At 72.5% G+C, this 16,964-nt stretch carries 16 protein-coding genes; all 16 read right to left on the reverse strand.

All coding sequences use genetic code 11. From position 1 onward, the window contains the following. Positions 1-45: 45 nt before the first annotated feature. Positions 46-2,112, reverse strand: a complete 2,067-nt coding sequence (locus Asi02nite_RS04925; protein ID WP_203710932.1) for a primosomal protein N' — start codon at positions 2,110-2,112, stop codon at positions 46-48. A 52-nt stretch (positions 2,113-2,164) separates the two neighbouring features. Next, positions 2,165-2,728, reverse strand: a complete 564-nt coding sequence (locus Asi02nite_RS04930; protein WP_203710933.1) for a DUF3592 domain-containing protein — start codon at positions 2,726-2,728, stop codon at positions 2,165-2,167. Positions 2,729-3,123: 395 nt separating this feature from the next. Continuing rightward, positions 3,124-3,525 carry a hypothetical protein gene (locus Asi02nite_RS04935; RefSeq protein WP_203710934.1) on the reverse strand — a complete coding sequence of 134 codons (402 nt, stop codon included), beginning with the start codon at positions 3,523-3,525 and terminating at the stop codon, positions 3,124-3,126. A gap of 75 nt (positions 3,526-3,600) precedes the next feature. Then, complete coding sequence (locus Asi02nite_RS04940) at positions 3,601-3,795, reverse strand: hypothetical protein (RefSeq protein ID WP_203710935.1); 195 nt, start codon at positions 3,793-3,795, stop codon at positions 3,601-3,603. A gap of 84 nt (positions 3,796-3,879) precedes the next feature. Beyond that, positions 3,880-5,076, reverse strand: a complete 1,197-nt coding sequence (metK, locus tag Asi02nite_RS04945; RefSeq protein WP_203710936.1) for a methionine adenosyltransferase — start codon at positions 5,074-5,076, stop codon at positions 3,880-3,882. 74 nt (positions 5,077-5,150) lie between these two features. Beyond that, complete coding sequence (gene coaBC, locus Asi02nite_RS04950; RefSeq protein WP_203710937.1) at positions 5,151-6,362, reverse strand: bifunctional phosphopantothenoylcysteine decarboxylase/phosphopantothenate--cysteine ligase CoaBC; 1,212 nt, start codon at positions 6,360-6,362, stop codon at positions 5,151-5,153. Positions 6,363-6,366: 4 nt separating this feature from the next. Next, a complete protein-coding gene (gene rpoZ, locus Asi02nite_RS04955) occupies positions 6,367-6,633 on the reverse strand; it encodes a DNA-directed RNA polymerase subunit omega (RefSeq protein WP_089255590.1) in 267 nt (88 codons plus the stop codon). 21 nt (positions 6,634-6,654) lie between these two features. Beyond that, positions 6,655-7,182: a guanylate kinase gene (locus Asi02nite_RS04960; RefSeq protein ID WP_203710938.1), complete on the reverse strand. Its 528-nt coding sequence runs from the start codon at positions 7,180-7,182 to the stop codon at positions 6,655-6,657. Positions 7,183-7,207: 25 nt separating this feature from the next. Continuing rightward, positions 7,208-7,525, reverse strand: coding sequence for an integration host factor, actinobacterial type (mihF, locus tag Asi02nite_RS04965; protein ID WP_203710939.1), 318 nt, complete (start codon positions 7,523-7,525; stop codon positions 7,208-7,210). Positions 7,526-7,693: 168 nt separating this feature from the next. After that, positions 7,694-8,539, reverse strand: coding sequence for an orotidine-5'-phosphate decarboxylase (gene pyrF, locus Asi02nite_RS04970; protein ID WP_203710940.1), 846 nt, complete (start codon positions 8,537-8,539; stop codon positions 7,694-7,696). Beyond that, positions 8,536-9,726, reverse strand: a complete 1,191-nt coding sequence (pyrD, locus tag Asi02nite_RS04975; RefSeq protein ID WP_373312161.1) for a dihydroorotate dehydrogenase (quinone) — start codon at positions 9,724-9,726, stop codon at positions 8,536-8,538. The genes pyrF and pyrD overlap by 4 nt, the downstream gene beginning before the upstream one ends. After that, positions 9,719-13,054, reverse strand: a complete 3,336-nt coding sequence (carB, locus tag Asi02nite_RS04980; protein WP_203710942.1) for a carbamoyl-phosphate synthase large subunit — start codon at positions 13,052-13,054, stop codon at positions 9,719-9,721. Before carB ends, pyrD begins: the two co-directional genes overlap by 8 nt. Next, positions 13,047-14,165: a glutamine-hydrolyzing carbamoyl-phosphate synthase small subunit gene (gene carA, locus Asi02nite_RS04985; protein WP_203710943.1), complete on the reverse strand. Its 1,119-nt coding sequence runs from the start codon at positions 14,163-14,165 to the stop codon at positions 13,047-13,049. The genes carB and carA overlap by 8 nt, the downstream gene beginning before the upstream one ends. Further along, positions 14,162-15,433, reverse strand: a complete 1,272-nt coding sequence (locus tag Asi02nite_RS04990) for a dihydroorotase (RefSeq protein WP_203710944.1) — start codon at positions 15,431-15,433, stop codon at positions 14,162-14,164. Before Asi02nite_RS04990 ends, carA begins: the two co-directional genes overlap by 4 nt. Then, the gene (locus Asi02nite_RS04995; RefSeq protein WP_203710945.1) at positions 15,430-16,350 is read right to left on the reverse strand and encodes an aspartate carbamoyltransferase catalytic subunit; all 921 of its coding nucleotides are present in this window, start codon (positions 16,348-16,350) and stop codon (positions 15,430-15,432) included. Before Asi02nite_RS04995 ends, Asi02nite_RS04990 begins: the two co-directional genes overlap by 4 nt. Next, positions 16,347-16,937 carry a bifunctional pyr operon transcriptional regulator/uracil phosphoribosyltransferase PyrR gene (pyrR, locus tag Asi02nite_RS05000; RefSeq protein WP_203710946.1) on the reverse strand — a complete coding sequence of 197 codons (591 nt, stop codon included), beginning with the start codon at positions 16,935-16,937 and terminating at the stop codon, positions 16,347-16,349. Before pyrR ends, Asi02nite_RS04995 begins: the two co-directional genes overlap by 4 nt. Positions 16,938-16,964 lie beyond the last annotated feature (27 nt).

A 16,964-nucleotide genomic window follows, 5' to 3' on the forward strand; every position in this document is an offset into this window, starting at 1 on the left:
AATCTGGACAAGTCTACGGTGCTGGTCAGCGATGCTCGTGTGGCGTCAGAACAGGTCTGTGGCATCCACCTGGACGCGCACGGGGTCAGGGGCCTTGCGGGCACTGCGTACGCCGGACGCGAGGTGCAACGCGGCCGCGACCTCGGCGGCCCGACCGCGCGGCGCGCGTACGAGATAGCGCTCCTGGTCCTGGTCAGCCGGCACCGGACCGAGCAGCTCCGCGTCAGGCGGGAGGTTCACGGCGGTGAGCAGGTCCGCCACGGCCTCGGCGGTGCCGGTGAGGCTCGCCATCCGCGCCGCCGGCGGGAACCGCAGCTCGCGCCGCTCGGCCAGCTCGCGGGCGGCGTGCCAGCCAGGATCCCAGCGCAACAGCGCCTGCACCACGGGTACGCCACCGTCCGCGACGACGATCACCCGACCGCCGGAGACGCCGGGCCGCGCCAACGCGGCCGCGGTCATCCAGCGGCGCAGCGCCTCCTCGCCGGCCCGCAGGTCGGCCCGCGTGAGCAGCGCCCAGCTGTCGAGCAGCAGGACGGCGCCGTAGCCACCCTCGGCGACCGGCTCCGCGCCCGGCGTGGCGACCACGACGGCGGCCGCGGCCGGCACCTCGGTGAGCACCTCGTCACGGCCGGACGTGCGGACCGGGATCTCCGGGAACGCCCGGCCGAGCTCCTCCGCCGTCCGGCGCGCGCCGGTGACCGCGGCCCGCAGCCCGCGCCCGCCGCACTGCGAGCAGACGTGATCACCGGCGACCCGCCCGCACCAGCGGCAGGCGGGCACGGCGTGCGACGAGCGCAGGGCGAGCGGCCCCTGGCAGGCGGAGCAGCGGGCCGGCGCGCGGCACGTGGCGCACGAAACGGACGGCAGATAGCCGCGCCGTGGCACCTGCACCAGGACGGGCGCGTCGGCCTTCAGGGCGGCTCTGGCGGCGTCCCAGGCCAGGCTGGGCAGCCGCGCGGTGGCGGCGCCGGGGTCGCGGGCCAGCTGCGGGTCGTCGCCGGTCGGCGTGATGACGGGGGTACGCCGCCGCAGGGTCGCCCGGTCGGCGGCCACCTCGCGCGCCCAGCCGGTCTCGAGCAGGAGCTGCGCCTCGGCGGTCCGGGCGTGCCCGGCGACGAGAGCGGCGGCGCCGGCCCGCTGGGCGCGGGTGAGCAGGACCTCGCGGGCATGGGGGTACGGGGCCCGCGGCTCGGCGTGCAGGTCGTCCCCGTCGTCCCAGATCACCACGAGGCCCACGTCGGCGACAGGCGCGAAGGCGGCGGCCCGCGTACCGGCGACGACCTTGACCTGACCGCGACTGGCGGCGAGGAAGGAGCGGTAGCGCTTGGCGGGACCGAGCCCGGCGGCCAGGGTGACGTGCCGGCCCTTGCCGAGGTTGACGGCGAGCGCGGCGTCGAGCCGGTCGAGATCACGGGCATCGGGTACGACGGCGACGACGCCCCGGCCCGCCGCCAGGGTGACGGCGGCCGCCTCGGCGATGCGGGCCGGCCAGTCCTCGCCGGGCAGGACGGACCAGACGGCGCGGGGGGCCTTGCCGTCGCGCAGGGCGCGCAGAAAGCCTTCGCCCGCGTGGTATTCGGCCCAGCCGGTGTGGTCCTCGGCCCCCGGCTCACCCGGCAGCGGCGGGCGGGGCGTCTGATCATCGGAGGCGGGAGTGTCGTGGGACGGCGGCTCGGCCGCGACAGCCGGCTGGCGGGCGGTTTCGGCCGGCTGCGTCTCGTCGCGGGCCGGGTGCTGTTCGGCGCGGGCGTGCCGGGGTGGGACGGCGAGGCGGAGGACGTCGGCGAGGCTGCCCGCGTACCGGTCGGCGACCGCCCGGGCCAGGCCCGCGACCTCGGCGGTCAGCACCGGCTCGGGCGAGACGACCTTCTCCAGGTAGGCCAGCTTGGCCACCGCGGACTCGGCGGCGCGCTCGATCAGCCAGCCGTCCACGAGCTGGCCGGCGAAGCGCACCTTGACCCGGGTGCCGGGTTGGGCGGGCTCGTGCAGTTCGGCCGGCACCAGGTAGTCGAACAGGCGGTCGAGGTGCGGGAGGGGCACGTCGACACAGACGCGGGCCACGGGCAGCTCGGGAGCGGGCTGCCGCTCCGCACGGGTGCTCCGGTTGGCCATCGGACCATCTTCCACCGCCGTGTGCCCGACCCGCCCGCCGCGGGTGCACCGTTCACGGCGCGCGGCGGCGGGTTCTCGACAGGCTGCGCTTGGGTGGTGCGGTGGGCCTGTCCTTGGCGGGGCGGTCGGACCCAGACGGAGGACGCTTGGCGGGCGGGCCGGGCCTGGTCTTGGCGCGGCGGTGGGTGACGAAGCCGGCTACCCCCAGCGCGACGAAGATCACGCCCCACGCCACGCTCGCCCAGCCGTTCGGGCCGCTGGCGGAGCCGTCGGTGCTGCCGTTGTCGGCCACGAACGCGGTCGGGTCGGTGGGATCCACCCAGAGCGTCATCGTGGGACCGCTCGCCAGGCCCCGGATGGTGCGCGTGTAAGCCCGGCCGTCGACCTGGTAGCTCACCGTCGTCGTGTCGCGGCTCGTGCTGCTGCCCTTGTCGCGGTCGGTCACCGTCGCGGTGACCGGAACGCCGGCGAGCGGCAGTCGGTCCTGTTTCGCGCCCTCACGGTGCATGTGGACGGCGCTGGTCACGGCCAGGGTCGGGCCCGCCACCAACAGCAGCGCGTAGACGGCCAGCCACGGCCACGAGTCGCCGCGCGTGCCTCCCCCGGATCCCCGCATCCGCACCCGCTTCCGTCGCCGACGGGCGCATCGTCCCACGGGGCGCGGCGGGCGTCAGCCCCGTCGTCGACCTGTCGGGCAGGCCACCGCAACCCGGGTCGAGGGGTGGCGCCCGCCCACGCATGAACCCCGGGCCGCCGCAAGCCGGGTCGAGGGGCGACGCCCGCGTCGCCCACCCACGCATGACGCCCGGGCCGCCACAACCCGGGTCGAGGGGCGACGCCCGCGTCGCCCACCCACGCATGAACCCCGGGTCGCCGCAACCCGGGTCGAGGGGGCGACGCCCGCGTAGCCCACCGCCGCATCGAGCCCGGACTGCCTCGCCGGTCAGGACACGGGCTCGGCCACCCGACATCGACCACCAGAAAGGCAAGGGCACGCCGTGGCCGGCCACTTCAGGTCGCGTCGCTGGAGCCCGCCCCTCGCGTGCGATGGACGAACCAGGCCAGGAAGGCGCCCAGCAGCGCGCAGAACACGCCCTGGACGATGCGGAACCAGTCCACGTCCTCGTCCCAGAGCGGGTGACCCAGCGAGACCGCCGCCGCGACGAACGCGCAGACGAGCGAGAAGATCTGCAACCGCCGTGCCCGGCGCACGGCCGCCGCGTGTTCCGGCCCGCTCCGCGGCAACGGTGGCGCGCCGGCCCGCAGGCGGCGGAGGATGCCGACGAACGCCGCGGTGAAGACGACGATCGCGCCGCCGAGGAAGACGTAGGTCTCAGGACGGGCGTCGACCGCACCGGTCACCGCCGCGACGATCATCGCGACCGCCCCGGAGACGAGGACCAGCAGAGCCACCTGCGCGAGGAGAAGCACGGTCCGCCACATGCGGTCGGATACCCGGCGGGCGGGCATCGACAAACGCCGAGCCCGTCATTCGGTGGTCCGCCGTCTCTTGTCGCGGCTACGCCGGGCGATAGCCGGGTAGAGCACCGCCATCGCGACGACGACCGGGAGCATCGAGCCGAGCGCCCCGCCGAACGACTCGTCCGTCAGCAGCATCAGCACGAGCGCGCCGGCCAGCCACCCGGGGACCAACGCCGCCGTGAGGAGCAGGGCGCGTCGCATCGCCCAGGCATACCCGGCGCGGCGACCGCCGCAAACGCGAAAGCGGGCCCGCACGTCGTGCGGGCCCGCTTCGTAAAACCGGGCTCAGAGGCCGGCGGCGTTCTTCAGGTCGGCCGCGCGGTCGGTGTTCTCCCAGGTCAGGTCCGGCAGTTCGCGGCCGAAGTGGCCGTAGGCCGCCGTCTGCTGGTAGATCGGGCGCAGCAGGTCGAGGTCGCGGATGATGGCGGCCGGGCGGAGGTCGAAGACCTCACCGATCGCCTTCTCGATGCGGTCGACCGGCACGTTCTCGGTGCCGAAGGTCTCGACGAACAGGCTCACCGGGTGGGCCTTGCCGATCGCGTAGGCGACCTGGGCCTCGCACCGCTCGGCCAGGCCGGCGGCGACGACGTTCTTGGCGACCCAGCGCATCGCGTACGCGGCGGAGCGGTCCACCTTGGACGGGTCCTTGCCCGAGAAGGCGCCGCCGCCGTGGCGGGCGTAGCCGCCGTAGGTGTCGACGATGATCTTGCGGCCGGTCAGGCCGGCGTCGCCCATCGGGCCGCCGATCTCGAAGCGGCCGGTCGGGTTGACCAGCAGGCGGTAGCCCTCGGTGTCGAGGCCGAGGCCCTCCAGCTCGGGCCCGATCACGTGCTCGCGGACGTCGGGCGTGAGCAGCGACTCGAGCGAGATGTCGGCGGCGTGCTGCGACGAGACCACGACGGTGTCGAGGCGGATCGGGCGCAGGCCGTCATATTCGATCGTGACCTGGGTCTTGCCGTCGGGACGCAGGTAGGGCACCGTGCCGTCCTTGCGCACCGCGGACAGGCGGCGGGCCAGGCGGTGGGCCAGCGCGATCGGCAGCGGCATGAGCTCGGGCGTCTCGGAGCAGGCGAAGCCGAACATCATGCCCTGGTCGCCGGCGCCCTGGCGGTCGAGCGCGTCGCCGGCGCTCTCGCCGTCGCGGAGCTCGATCGCGGTGTCGACGCCCTGCGCGATGTCGGGCGACTGCGAGCCGATCGAGATGCTGACGCCGCAGGACGCGCCGTCGAAGCCCTTCTTCGACGAGTCGTACCCGATGCCCAGGATGGTCTCGCGGACGATGGTCGGGATGTCGGCGTAGGCCTGGGTGGTCACCTCGCCGGCGACGTGGACCTGGCCGGTCGTGATCAGGGTCTCGACCGCGACCCGGCTGCGCGGGTCCTGCGCCAGCAGCGCGTCGAGGATGCCATCGCTGATCTGGTCAGCGATCTTGTCCGGGTGGCCCTCCGTAACCGACTCGGACGTGAACAGGCGACGTGCCACGGTGCTCCTCACAAAATCTCGGGTCCGGCCCCAGGGTGCGCCGCGCCGCCATGCCCCCAGCGGCAGGACCCTGGTTAAGACGTACTCGTCAAGCGTGTTGTTACCAGATCCCAGACAGCGTCGGCCAGGTCTTCCTTATGTTGCTGCGGGAAAACTGTCTCCGAGCCGTCAGCACCCAGCACCGTCGCTGTGTTGGCGTCGGATCCGAAGACCTTATCGGTTCCGACCTCGTTCACAACGATCAGGTCGGCGCGCTTGGCGGCCAACTTCCTGCGTGCGTTGGCCAACGCCTCCGCGCTCGTCACCGTCTCGGCGGCGAAGACCACCAGCACCTGGCCGGCGGGCTTGCGTTCGCCCAGCTCGGCCGCGATGTCGGGGTTGAGCGTCAACGCGATCGGCGCGGGCTCGACGCCGGGCACCTTCTTGATCTTGTCGACCGCGAACGACGCGGGACGGAAGTCGGCGGGGGCGGCGGCCATCACCACGGCGTCGGCGTCGGCGGCGGCCTCGACGGTCGCCTTGCGCAGCTCCTCGGTGGTGCCCACGACGATGACGTCGACACCGGCGGGCGGAGGGAGGCCGGGGTTGGCGCTGACCAGGGTGACCCGGGCGCCGCGGGCGGCGGCCGTGCGGGCGAACGCGTAGCCCTGCTTGCCCGAGGAGCGGTTGCCGATGAAACGCACCGGGTCGATCGGCTCGCGGGTGCCGCCGGCCGTGACCACGACGTGCCGCCCGGCCAGATCAGCGGAAAGACGACGATCCAGGACCCGCCGGGCGTACGCGAAGATCTCGGTCGGGTCCGGCAGTCGGCCCTTGCCCGTGTCGGCGCCGGTGAGCCGGCCGCTGGCGGGCTCGATGACCAGCGTGCCGCGGGAGCGCAGCAGCGCCACGTTGGCCTGCGTCGCCGGGTGCTCCCACATCTCGGTGTGCATCGCCGGCGCCAGGACGACCGGGCAGCGGGCGGTGAGCAGCGTGTTGGTGAGCAGGTCGTCGGCGAGGCCGTGGGCGGCCTTGGCGATCAGGTCGGCGGTGGCCGGCGCCACCACCACCAGATCGGCCTCTTTGCCGAGGCGCACGTGCGGCACCTCGTGCGCGTCGGCCCACACGTCGTCGGCGACCGGCTCGCGGGACAGCGCGGCCCAGGTCGGTGCGCCGACGAAGCGCAGGGCGGACGCGGTCGGAATGACCCGGACCCGGTGCCCCGACTCGGTGAACAGACGGAGCAGCTCGGCGGCCTTGTAGGCGGCGATCCCGCCACCGACACCGAGCACGACCCGGGTCGTCATTGCCCTACGGGTTGTCGGTCGGCTCGGCCGTCAGCAGGCCGGCGTTGATCTCGCGCATCGCGATCGAGAGCGGCTTCTCCTGCGGCGTGGTCTCCACCAGGGGGCCGACGTATTCGAGGAGGCCCTCGCCGAGCTGGCTGTAGTAGGCGTTGACCTGGCGCGCGCGCTTGGCGGCGAAGATGACCAGCGCGTACTTCGAGGTGGTCTTCTCGAGCAGCTCGTCGATCGGCGGGTTGGTGATGCCTTCAGGGTTGGTGGCGATGGATCCCACGGAAAACAAACCTCTGAGTTCTCAACCGCCACGCGGCGGTCGGGCCGGGGTCAGGAATGGCGAACCGAGCAATCCTACCAGCTCATCGGCGGCGCGCCCGGCGGCGTGGTTGATGATCGCCGCGGCGATCCCGTCGCCGGCCGTGACCGCGTCGGAGGGGGCCAGCAGGAGGACGACCCGGGCGTCCGGGTGGGCCAGGGTGACGAGCTCCGCGCCCCGCGGGTCGATCGAGAGCAGGACCGGCTCACCGGCGGCGAGCCAGGTCTCCACGGGACGGCGGGGGGTGCCGTACCGGTGGTGCCGGATCGAGGCGGACTCAAGCAGGCCCTGCTCCTCGACCAGCCGGTCGTACGCGGCCTCGTCGACGAACCTGTAGTGCACGCCGTCGACCTCGTGGTCGCGGCGGCGGCGCGTCGTGACCAGGACGGGCATCCGCACCCATGGCGAGCGCGCCCGGACCAGCCGGATCACGGCTGCCCGACCGGCCTCCGAAGGGCCGGTCAGGACCGTGAGCCGAGCCGCCGGGCGCGCCTCGTCATGCATGGTCACAACTTCGTTCTACCCGCGCGGCGGGTCAGCTGCCGGCGAACTCTCCAAGGAGCGCCTTGCGCTGCTGGTCGCCGAGACCGCGCAGCCGGCGGCTGTCGGCGATCTTCAGCTTCTCCATGATCTGGGTAGCGCGGATCTTGCCGATGCCCGGCATCGCCTGCAGCACGGCCGAAACCTTCAGCTTGCCGACGACGTCATCGGACTCGGCCCGGTCGAGCACGGCGGCGAGGGTGGTCTTGCCCTGCTTGAGCTGCTCCTTCAGCGCAGCACGGGCTTTGCGGATCTCCGCTGCCTTTTCCAGCGCTGCCGCGCGCTGTTCGGGGCTCAGTGACGGGAGCGGCACCAGTTCTCCTCAGGTCCTACCGCGATCGGGAAAATCCGCCGCGGTCGTGAAACGTGGGGTGGCCGTGAACCAAAGGGGCATGTGGTTCCCAGCGCCGGGAAAACTAGCGGCCCGATTGGTTTTCGGCAACGTCGGCGCGCCTTGATCACGAAATCTTGATCCCCCGTGTCACCTCGATCGGGGGCTCAGAACGGCCCGGCACTGGGCCAGCACGTCGCCCGTCGCACTGCGCAAATCGGTCACCGAGGGCCCGCGGGCGAGGATCTCCCGCGAGTAGGACGGAACGACCCAATCAAGATCATTACCGAAGACGGTACGCAGGTCGGAAGCGTTCCCACCCTGCGCGCCGAGGCCCGGGGCGAGGATCGGGCCGTTGACCCGAGAAAGATCATGGCCGGTATCGCCGACGGTCGCGCCGACCACGAGGCCGAAGCTCCCGAGCGGCGTCGCACCCTCGTTGAGCTGGGAAATCTCGTCGATGACGGTCTGCGCCACGGTCCGGCCGCCGGGACCGACGGCGCGTTGCACGGCGGCGCCCTCGGGGTTCGAGGTCAGCGCCAGGACGAACACGCCGCCGTCGTGCGCCGTCGCCGCGTCGAACATCGGGCGCAGCGATCCGACGCCGAGGAAGGGGCTCGCCGTGATCGCGTCGGCACGCAGCGGACTCGCCGGATCGAGATATGCGGCGGCGTACGCGGCGACCGTCGAACCGATGTCGCCACGCTTCACGTCGAGCAGCACGAGCGAACCCGCATCGCGCAACTGTCGGATAGCCGACTCAAGCACGGCGACCCCTCGGGAGCCGTGGCGCTCGAAGAAAGCGGACTGCGGTTTCATCACGGCGACGCGGTCGCCGAGCGCTTCGATAACGATCTCGCAGAACCGGGCCAGCCCGTCCGCATCGTCGGTCAGGCCCCAGGCGGTCAACAGACTTGGATGAGGATCGATGCCTACACAGAGCGGGCCGCGATGTCCGAGCGCCTCGTGCAGGCGCGCTCCGAAGGATTTCGTCACGATTGTCCTTTCTTCAGAGTCGCGATCCGCCGGGTCAGCGCCGGCCCGTGATAGATGAAGCCCGAGTAGATCTGGACCAGGCTCGCGCCCGCGTCGAACATCCGCGCGGCGTCGTCGGCCGACATGATCCCGCCGACGCCGACCACCGGCAGGCGCCCGCCGGTCTCGTCGTGCACGAACTTCACGACGTCCCGGGCCCGCGCGGTGAGCGGCGCGCCGGACAACCCGCCGGCCTCGTGCCCCGTAGCCACGTCAGCGGCCGCCAGGCCGTCCCGGGCCAGGGTGGTGTTGGTGGCGATCACCCCGGCGGCGCCCCGGGCGAGACAGACCTCGAGGAGCTCGGCGATGGCCGCCTCGGTGAGATCCGGCGCGATCTTCACGAGGATCGGCTTCTCCCCCACCAACTCGCGCAGCAGGGCGTCGATCGAGTCGCGATCCTGCAGGTTCCGCAGCCCGGGCGTGTTGGGCGAGGAGACATTGACCGCGAAGTAGTCACCGTGATCCCGCAGCAGCTTGTAGGACGCCAGATAGTCGTCGACGGCATCTTCCAGCGGCGTGATCTTGGACTTGCCCAGCGAGATGCCGAGCGGCACCCCGAACGGCCGGCCACCGCTGGGCTCGGCCGGCAGGCCGGCCCGGGGCTCGCGGGGGGCTGCCCGGCTCGCGGAGCCGGCACGCCCGCCGCCGCCGGACTCGGCACCCGGCCCGCCGCCGGGCGCGGATCCAGAGCCGCCACCCGGCGCGCCGGATCCAGGGCCGGCGTCGGGCTCGTGGCGGTCCGGACCGTGGGCGGCGGCGAGGCGGGCCGCGAGGGCCGCTGCGCCCTCGTTGTTGAAGCCCATCCGGTTCACGATCGCTTCGCTGTCGCGCAACCGGAACAGTCGTGGCTTCGGGTTGCCCGGCTGTGCGTATGCCGTCACCGTGCCGACCTCGACGAAGCCGAATCCCAACGAGCGCCACGCGCCCAGTGCGACCCCGTTCTTGTCGACGCCCGCCGCCAGGCCGACCGGGTTCGGGAACTCCAGGCCGAAGACCGTCCGCGGCGCGCGCACCGCGTACCGCGACGCCAGCAGCCGCCGCGCGGCCGGCGGGAGCGCCGCCAGCCGTGCGAGCGTCCACTCGTGCGCGATCTCCGCGTCGCCCGAGCCGAGGCGGAACAGAACAGGGCGGACGGCCCGCTCAAACAGCACGCCCGCCACCCGCGCGCAGGGCCCGGTGCAGGTCCTGCAGCGGGCGTACGGTCATCTCCCCGCGGATCAGCGCCTCGATCCCCATCACCGCGGCCGCCGCGCCCGGCACCGTCGTGATGCACGGGATGTCGGCCGTCACCGCGGCGCTGCGGATCTCGTACCCGTCCGACCGCGCCGACGCCCCCGAGCCCTGCGGCGTGTTGACGATCAGCGCGATCTCGCCGTTGCGGATCAGCGTCACCGCGTCCGGCCCGGAACCCGCCTCTTCCCAGTGCTTCCGGATGATCTCGCAGGTGATCCCGTGCCGGCGCAGCACCTCGCCCGTGCCGACCGTCGCCACGATCTGGAAGCCCAGGTCGGCCAGCCGCTTGATCGGGAAGATCATGCTGCGCTTGTCGCGGTTGGCGACCGAGACGAAGATCCGCCCCGAGGTCGGCAACGAGCCGTACGCCGCCGCCTGCGACTTCGCGTACGCGTGGCCGAAGGCGGGGTCGATGCCCATCACCTCGCCGGTCGACTTCATCTCCGGGCCCAGCAGCGAGTCGACGCCCCGCCCGGCCGGCGTGCGGAACCGCTTGAACGGCAGCACCGCCTCCTTCACCGCGGTCGGCCCGTCGGCCGGCAGGTCACCGCCGTCGCCGGTGGCGGGCAGCAGGCCCTCCGCGCGCAGTTCCGCGATGGTCGCGCCCAGCATGATCCGGGCGGCCGCCTTGGCCAGCGGCACCGCGGTCGCCTTGGAGACGAACGGCACCGTACGCGACGCGCGCGGGTTGGCCTCGAGCACGTAGAGCACGTCGTCCTTGAGCGCGTACTGCACGTTGAGCAGACCGCGCACCCCGACTCCGCGGGCGATCTCCTCGGTGTACCGGCGCACCTCGGCCAGGTGCGAGGCGGCCAGCGTGATCGGCGGCAGCGCGCAGGCCGAGTCGCCGGAGTGGATGCCGGCCTCCTCGATGTGCTCCATCACGCCGCCGAGGAAGACCTCGCCGCCGGCGTCGCAGAGCGCGTCGACGTCGATCTCGATCGCGTCGTCGAGGAACCGGTCGACCAGCACCGGGTGGGTCGGCGAGATCTCCGTGGCCCGGCGGATGTAGGACGACAGCGTCGGGTCGTCGTAGACGATCTCCATGCCCCGACCACCGAGCACGTACGAGGGCCGCACGAGCACCGGGTAGCCGATCTCGTCGGCGATCCCCTTGGCCTCCTCGTAGGAGGTGGCGGTGCCGTGGGCCGGCGCGCGCAGGCCGGCCTTGGCCAGCACCGCGCCGAACGCCCCGCGGTCCTCGGCCAGGTTGATGGACTCCGGGGTGGTGCCGACGATCGGCACGCCGGCGTCCTTGAGCCGCTGCGCCAGGCCCAGCGGGGTCTGCCCGCCGAGTTGCACGACGACGCCGACGACACCCGGCCCGCCGGCCTCCCGGCCGGACGCATCCTCGGCGGCCACGACTTCGAGCACGTCCTCGAACGTCAACGGCTCGAAGTAGAGGCGGTCCGCCGTGTCGTAGTCCGTCGACACGGTCTCCGGGTTGCAGTTGACCATCACGGTCTCGTACCCCGTGCCCCGCAGCGCCATCACCGCGTGCACACACGAGTAGTCGAACTCGATGCCCTGCCCGATCCGGTTCGGCCCCGAGCCCAGGATCAGCACCTTGGGCCGGTCCGACGGCGCCACCTCGGTCTCCTCGTCGTACGAGGAGTAGTGATACGGGGTGCGAGCCGCGAACTCGGCCGCGCACGTGTCGACCGTCTTGTAGACCGGCCGCAGCCCCAGCCGGTGCCGCAGCCGGCGCACCCCGTCCTCACCCGCGAACTCGGGCCGCAGCGCGGCGAGCTGCCGGTCGGACAGGCCGGCCCGCTTCGCCCGGCGCAGCAGCGGCAGGTCGAGCACCGGCGCCGCGATAATCTCGGCGCGCAGGTCGACAAGCGCCGCGATCTGGTCGAGGAACCAGGGGTCGATCCCGCCGGACGCCGCCGACACCTCGGCGACCGAGGCACCGAGCCGCAGGGCCCGCTCGACGGTGTAGAGGCGGCCGTCGTGCGGCGTACCCAGGTCGTCCAGAGTGGACGCCAAGGTCGCGCCATCCGGATCGGGCGCGGTCCAGAAGCCCGCGGCACCCGTCTCCATCGAGCGCATCGCCTTGTTCAGCGCCTCGGTGAAGTTGCGGCCCAGGCTCATCGCCTCGCCGACCGACTTCATCGTGGTGGTCAGCTCCGGGTCGGCGCCGGGGAACTTCTCGAACGCGAACCGCGGGATCTTCACGACCACGTAGTCGAGCGCGGGCTCGAACGCGGCCGGCGTCTCCAGGGTGATGTCGTTGGGGATCTCGTCGAGCGTGTAGCCGATGGCCAGCTTCGCGGCGATCTTCGCGATCGGGAAGCCGGTCGCCTTCGACGCCAGCGCCGACGAGCGGGACACCCGCGGGTTCATCTCGATGACCACGAGCCGGCCGTCGCGCGGGTTGATCGCGAACTGGATGTTGCAGCCGCCCGTGTCGACGCCCACCTCGCGGAGCACGGCGATGCCGACGTCCCGCAGCGTCTGGTACTCGCGGTCGGTCAGCGTCATCGCCGGCGCGACCGTGACGCTGTCGCCGGTGTGCACGCCCATCGGGTCGAGGTTCTCGATCGAGCAGACGACCACGACGTTGTCGTGCTTGTCGCGCATCAGCTCGAGCTCGTACTCCTTCCAACCGAGGACGCTCTCCTCGATCAGCACCTCGTGCACCGGTGACTCGGTGAGCCCGGCGCCGGCGATCCGCTCGAGATCCTCGGCCGTGTGCGCCATGCCGGAGCCGAGGCCGCCCATGGTGAACGACGGCCGCACCACGACCGGCAGGCCCAGCTCGGCGACGGCGTCCCGGACCGCTTCCATGGAGTCGCAGACGCGCGAGCGGGGCGTCGAGGCACCGGCCTTCGCCACGATCTCCTTGAACTTCTGGCGGTCCTCGCCGCGCTGGATCGCCTCGATGTCGGCGCCGATCAGCTCCACGCCGTACTTCTCGAGGATCCCGGCCTCGTGCAGTGCGACCGCCGCGTTGAGCGCGGTCTGGCCGCCCAGCGTCGGCAGGATCGCGTCCGGGCGCTCCTTGGCGATGACGAGCTCGAGGAACTCCGTCGTGATCGGCTCGACGTAGGTGGCGTCGGCGAACTCCGGGTCGGTCATGATGGTCGCCGGGTTCGAGTTGACCAGGCTGACCCGCAGGCCCTCGGCCCGCAGCACGCGGCACGCCTGCGTGCCGGAATAGTCGAACTCGCACGCCTGCCCGATCACGATCGGCCCCGAGCCGATGACGAGCACGTGCGAAAGGTCGCTCCGCTTAGGCACTTGCCTTCTCCCCCGCGATGAGCTCCCGGAACCGATCGAAGAGGTAATCGGCATCGTGCGGACCCGCGGCCGCTTCCGGGTGGTACTGGACCGTGAAGGCCGGGACGTCGTGCGCCCGCAGACCCTCGACAACGTTGTCGTTCAAGCAGACGTGCGACACCGCGACGTCGCCGAAGTCGGTGGCCACCGTCGCGTCGAGCGGCGCGTCGACCGCGAACCCGTGGTTGTGCGACGTCACCTCGACCTTGCCGGTCGTCCGGTCGAGCACCGGCTGGTTGCTGCCGCGGTGCCCGAATCCCAGCTTGTAGGTGCCGAAGCCGAGCGCCCGCCCGAGGATCTGCGAGCCGAAGCAGATGCCGAACAGCGGGATCTGCCGCCGCATCACCTCGCGGGCCAGTTCCACCGGACCGTCCGCGGTGGCCGGGTCGCCCGGCCCGGGCGAGAAAAAGATCGCGTCGGCGCCGGTGGCCAGCAGCTCGTCGATCGTGGACGACGCCGGCATCACGTGCGTGGTCACCCCACGCGCGGCCAGCCGCCGGGCGACGTTGCGCTTGATGCCGAGGTCGACCGCCGCGACGGTGAACTCATGGGTGCCGACCGCGTTCACCGTGTACGGCGCGGCGGTGGTCACCTGGGCGGACAGGTCGGCGCCGACCATCTCGGGCGCCTCGCGGACCTTGCGCAGCAGCACGGCCGGGTCGTCGGTGACGCTGGAGACGCCGACGCGCATCGCGCCGCGGTCACGCAGGTGCCGGGTCAGCGCCCGGGTGTCGACCCCGGAGATGCCGACGACACCCTCCGCGGCGAGCCGGTCCTCCAGGTCGCCGGTGCGGCGCCAGTTGGAGGCGAGCCGGGCCGGGTCGCGCACCACGTAGCCGGCGACCCAGATCCGCGCGGACTCGTCGTCCTCGTCGTTGACGCCGGTGTTGCCGATGTGGGGAGCGGTCTGCACGACGACCTGCCGGTGGTACGACGGGTCGGTCAGCGTCTCCTGGTAGCCGGTCATCGCGGTGGTGAACACCGCCTCGCCGTAGGTCTCGCCCACGCTGCCGTAGGACTCACCGTGGAACGTCCGCCCGTCCTCGAGGACGAGCAGCGCGGGGCGCCTCATTTCGTTGCCTTTCCGTCCAGCACCGTCGGCTCGCCGCGCAGGAACGTCGCGACGATTCGGCCGGGCAGGGTCATCCCCGCGTACGGGGTGTTGCGGGAGCGGGACGCCGACCCGGTCGGGTCGACCTCCCAGCGGGCCGCCGGGTCGACCAGCGTGAAGGTGGCCGGCGCACCGGGTGCCGGGGTGTGGCCGTGCTCGCTCAGGCCCGCGATCCGGGCGGGTGCGCGGGACATCCGGTCGGCGATGAGGTCCCACTGCGGGCCGAGCACGTCGAGCACGATCGACAGCGCGGTCTCGAGGCCGAGCATGCCCGGGCGCGCGTACGCCCACTCGCATTCCTTGTCCTCCACCGCGTGCGGCGCGTGGTCGGTGGCGACGATGTCGATCAGGCCCTCGGCCAGACCCGCCCGCAGCGCGGCCACGTCGGCCTGGGTGCGCAGGGGCGGGTTCACCTTGAACACCGGGTCGTACGAGGTGGCCCGCTCGTCGGTCAGCAGCAGGTGGTGCGGCGTGACCTCGGCGGTCACCCGTACACCCGCCGCCTTGGCCTGCCGGATCACGTCGACCGAACCGGCCGTGCTCACGTGGCAGACGTGCAGGCGGGCGCCGACGTGCCCGGCGAGCAGCGCGTCGCGGGCGATGATCGCCTCCTCGGCGACCGCCGGCCAGCCGGTGAGCCCGAGCCGCGCGGAGACCTCGCCCTCGTGCATCTGGGCGCCCTCGGTCAGCCGGGGCTCCTCGGCGTGCTGCGCGATGACACCGTCGAACGCCTTGACGTATTCGAGAGCCCGGCGCATCAGCCGCGCGTCGGAGACGCAGTGGCCGTCGTCGGAGAAGATCCGCACCTTGGCGGCGGAGTCGGCCATCGCGCCGAGTTCCGCGAGGCGCTCGCCGGCCAGGCCGACGGTGACGGCGCCGATCGGCTGCACGTCGACCAGGCCGGCCTCGCGACCGAGCCGCCAGACCTGCTCGACCACGCCGGCCGTGTCGGCCACCGGCGAGGTGTTGGCCATCGCGCAGACCGCGGTGTAGCCGCCGAGCGCCGCGGCCCGCGAGCCGGTCTCGACGGTCTCGGCGTCCTCGCGGCCGGGCTCGCGCAGGTGGGTGTGCAGGTCGACCAGGCCGGGCAGCGCGACCAGGCCGGCGGCGTCGATGACCTGCGCGTCGCGGGCCCCACCCACCGAGGCGACGATGCCGTCGCGGATCAGCAGGTCCGTCGGCTCGGCGCCGAGGACGCTGACCCCCTTGACCAGGTACGTGCTGCTCATTTGCCCCCCAGGAGCAGGTAGAGAACGGCCATCCGGACGGAGACGCCGTTGGTGACCTGTTCGACGATCGTGGAGCGGGCCGAGTCGGCCACCTCCGGAGTGATCTCCATGCCCCGGACCATCGGGCCGGGGTGCATGACGATCGCGTGCTCGGGCAGCCGGCGCATGCGGGCCACGTCGAGCCCGTAGCGGCGCGCGTATTCGCGCGTCGACGGGAAGTAGGAGTCGTTCATCCGCTCGCGCTGGACCCGCAGCATCATCACCACGTCGACCTCGGGCAGCACGGCGTCGAGGTCGTAGGAGACGCGCAGGTCGGGCGAGAGCGCCGGGCCCACGTCGACCGGGATCAGGGTCGGCGGGCCGACCACGGTGACCTTGGCGCCGAGCGTGGTGAGCAGCAGGACGTTGGACCGCGCGACCCGGCTGTGCAGCACGTCACCGACGATCGCGACGTGCAGGCCGGCGAGCCGGCCCAATCGGGAGCGCATCGTGTACGCGTCGAGCAGCGCCTGGGTCGGGTGCTCGTGCGTACCGTCACCGGCGTTGACCACCGACCCGTCGACCCACTGGGCCAGCCGGTGGGGCGCGCCGGACGCGGGATGCCGGACGACGACCGCGTCGGCGCCCATCGCCTGCAGGGTCAGCGCGGTGTCCTTGAGGCTCTCGCCCTTGGAGACGCTGGAGCCCTTGGCGGAGAAGTTGATGACGTCGGCACTCAGCCGCTTCGCGGCGGCCTCGAACGAGATCCGGGTCCGGGTGGAGTCCTCGTAGAAGAGGTTGACCACCGTGCGACCGCGCAGCGTGGGCAGCTTCTTCACCTCGCGACTGGACAGGTTGGCCAGCTCGGCCGCGGTGTCCAGGACCAGGGTCGCGTGCTCGGCGTCGAGGTCGGCGGCGGACAGCAGATGCTTGATCATTTGGTCTCCTCGCCGACGAGCCTGACCTCGTCCGTGCCGTCGATCTCGGCGAGCGTCACCTTGACGACCTCGGTACGCGCGGTCGGGATGTTCTTGCCGACGTAGTCGGCGCGGATCGGCAGCTCCCGGTGGCCCCGGTCGACGATCACGGCGAGCTGCACGGAGCTGGGCCGGCCGAGGTCGGAGAGGGCGTCGAGGGCGGCGCGCACGGTGCGACCGGAGAACAGGACGTCGTCGACGAGGATCACCCGCCGGCCGTCGATCCCACCGGGCGGCAGGTCGGTCGGGCCGAGCGCGCGGGTGGCCTTGAGCCGCAGGTCGTCGCGGTAGAGGGTGACGTCGAGCACACCGACCGGGACCTCGACGCCCTCGAAGGCGGCGATGCGGGCGGCCAGGCGACGGGCCAGTGGGACACCGCGGGTCGGGATGCCGAGCAGGACGGTCGCTTCGGCGCCGTCGGTCTTCTCGAGGATCTGGTGCGCGATACGGTCGACGACGCGCTGCAGATCCGTCTCGTTGAGGATCAGCTTCACAGCCGGTGGTGAACCCGGCGTCGTCGAGGATGAAGCGGCCTGTGCGTAGGCCACGGCGGACCTCCTTCCCCGCCTCACGGG

This window comes from Asanoa siamensis, assembly GCF_016862555.1.
GTDB classification, from domain to species: Bacteria; Actinomycetota; Actinomycetes; order Mycobacteriales; family Micromonosporaceae; genus Asanoa; species Asanoa siamensis.

Coding starts and splice junctions, on each gene's coding strand:
- Asi02nite_RS04925 (WP_203710932.1), bottom strand. CDS start 2,112: ATGGCCAACCGGAGCACCCGTGCGGAGCGGCAGCCCGCTCCCGAGCTG.
- Asi02nite_RS04930 (WP_203710933.1), bottom strand. CDS start 2,728: ATGCGGGGATCCGGGGGAGGCACGCGCGGCGACTCGTGGCCGTGGCTG.
- Asi02nite_RS04940 (WP_203710935.1), bottom strand. CDS start 3,795: ATGCGACGCGCCCTGCTCCTCACGGCGGCGTTGGTCCCCGGGTGGCTG.
- coaBC (WP_203710937.1), bottom strand. CDS start 6,362: ATGACGACCCGGGTCGTGCTCGGTGTCGGTGGCGGGATCGCCGCCTAC.
- carA (WP_203710943.1), bottom strand. CDS start 14,165: ATGAGGCGCCCCGCGCTGCTCGTCCTCGAGGACGGGCGGACGTTCCAC.
- Asi02nite_RS04990 (WP_203710944.1), bottom strand. CDS start 15,433: ATGAGCAGCACGTACCTGGTCAAGGGGGTCAGCGTCCTCGGCGCCGAG.
- Asi02nite_RS04995 (WP_203710945.1), bottom strand. CDS start 16,350: ATGATCAAGCATCTGCTGTCCGCCGCCGACCTCGACGCCGAGCACGCG.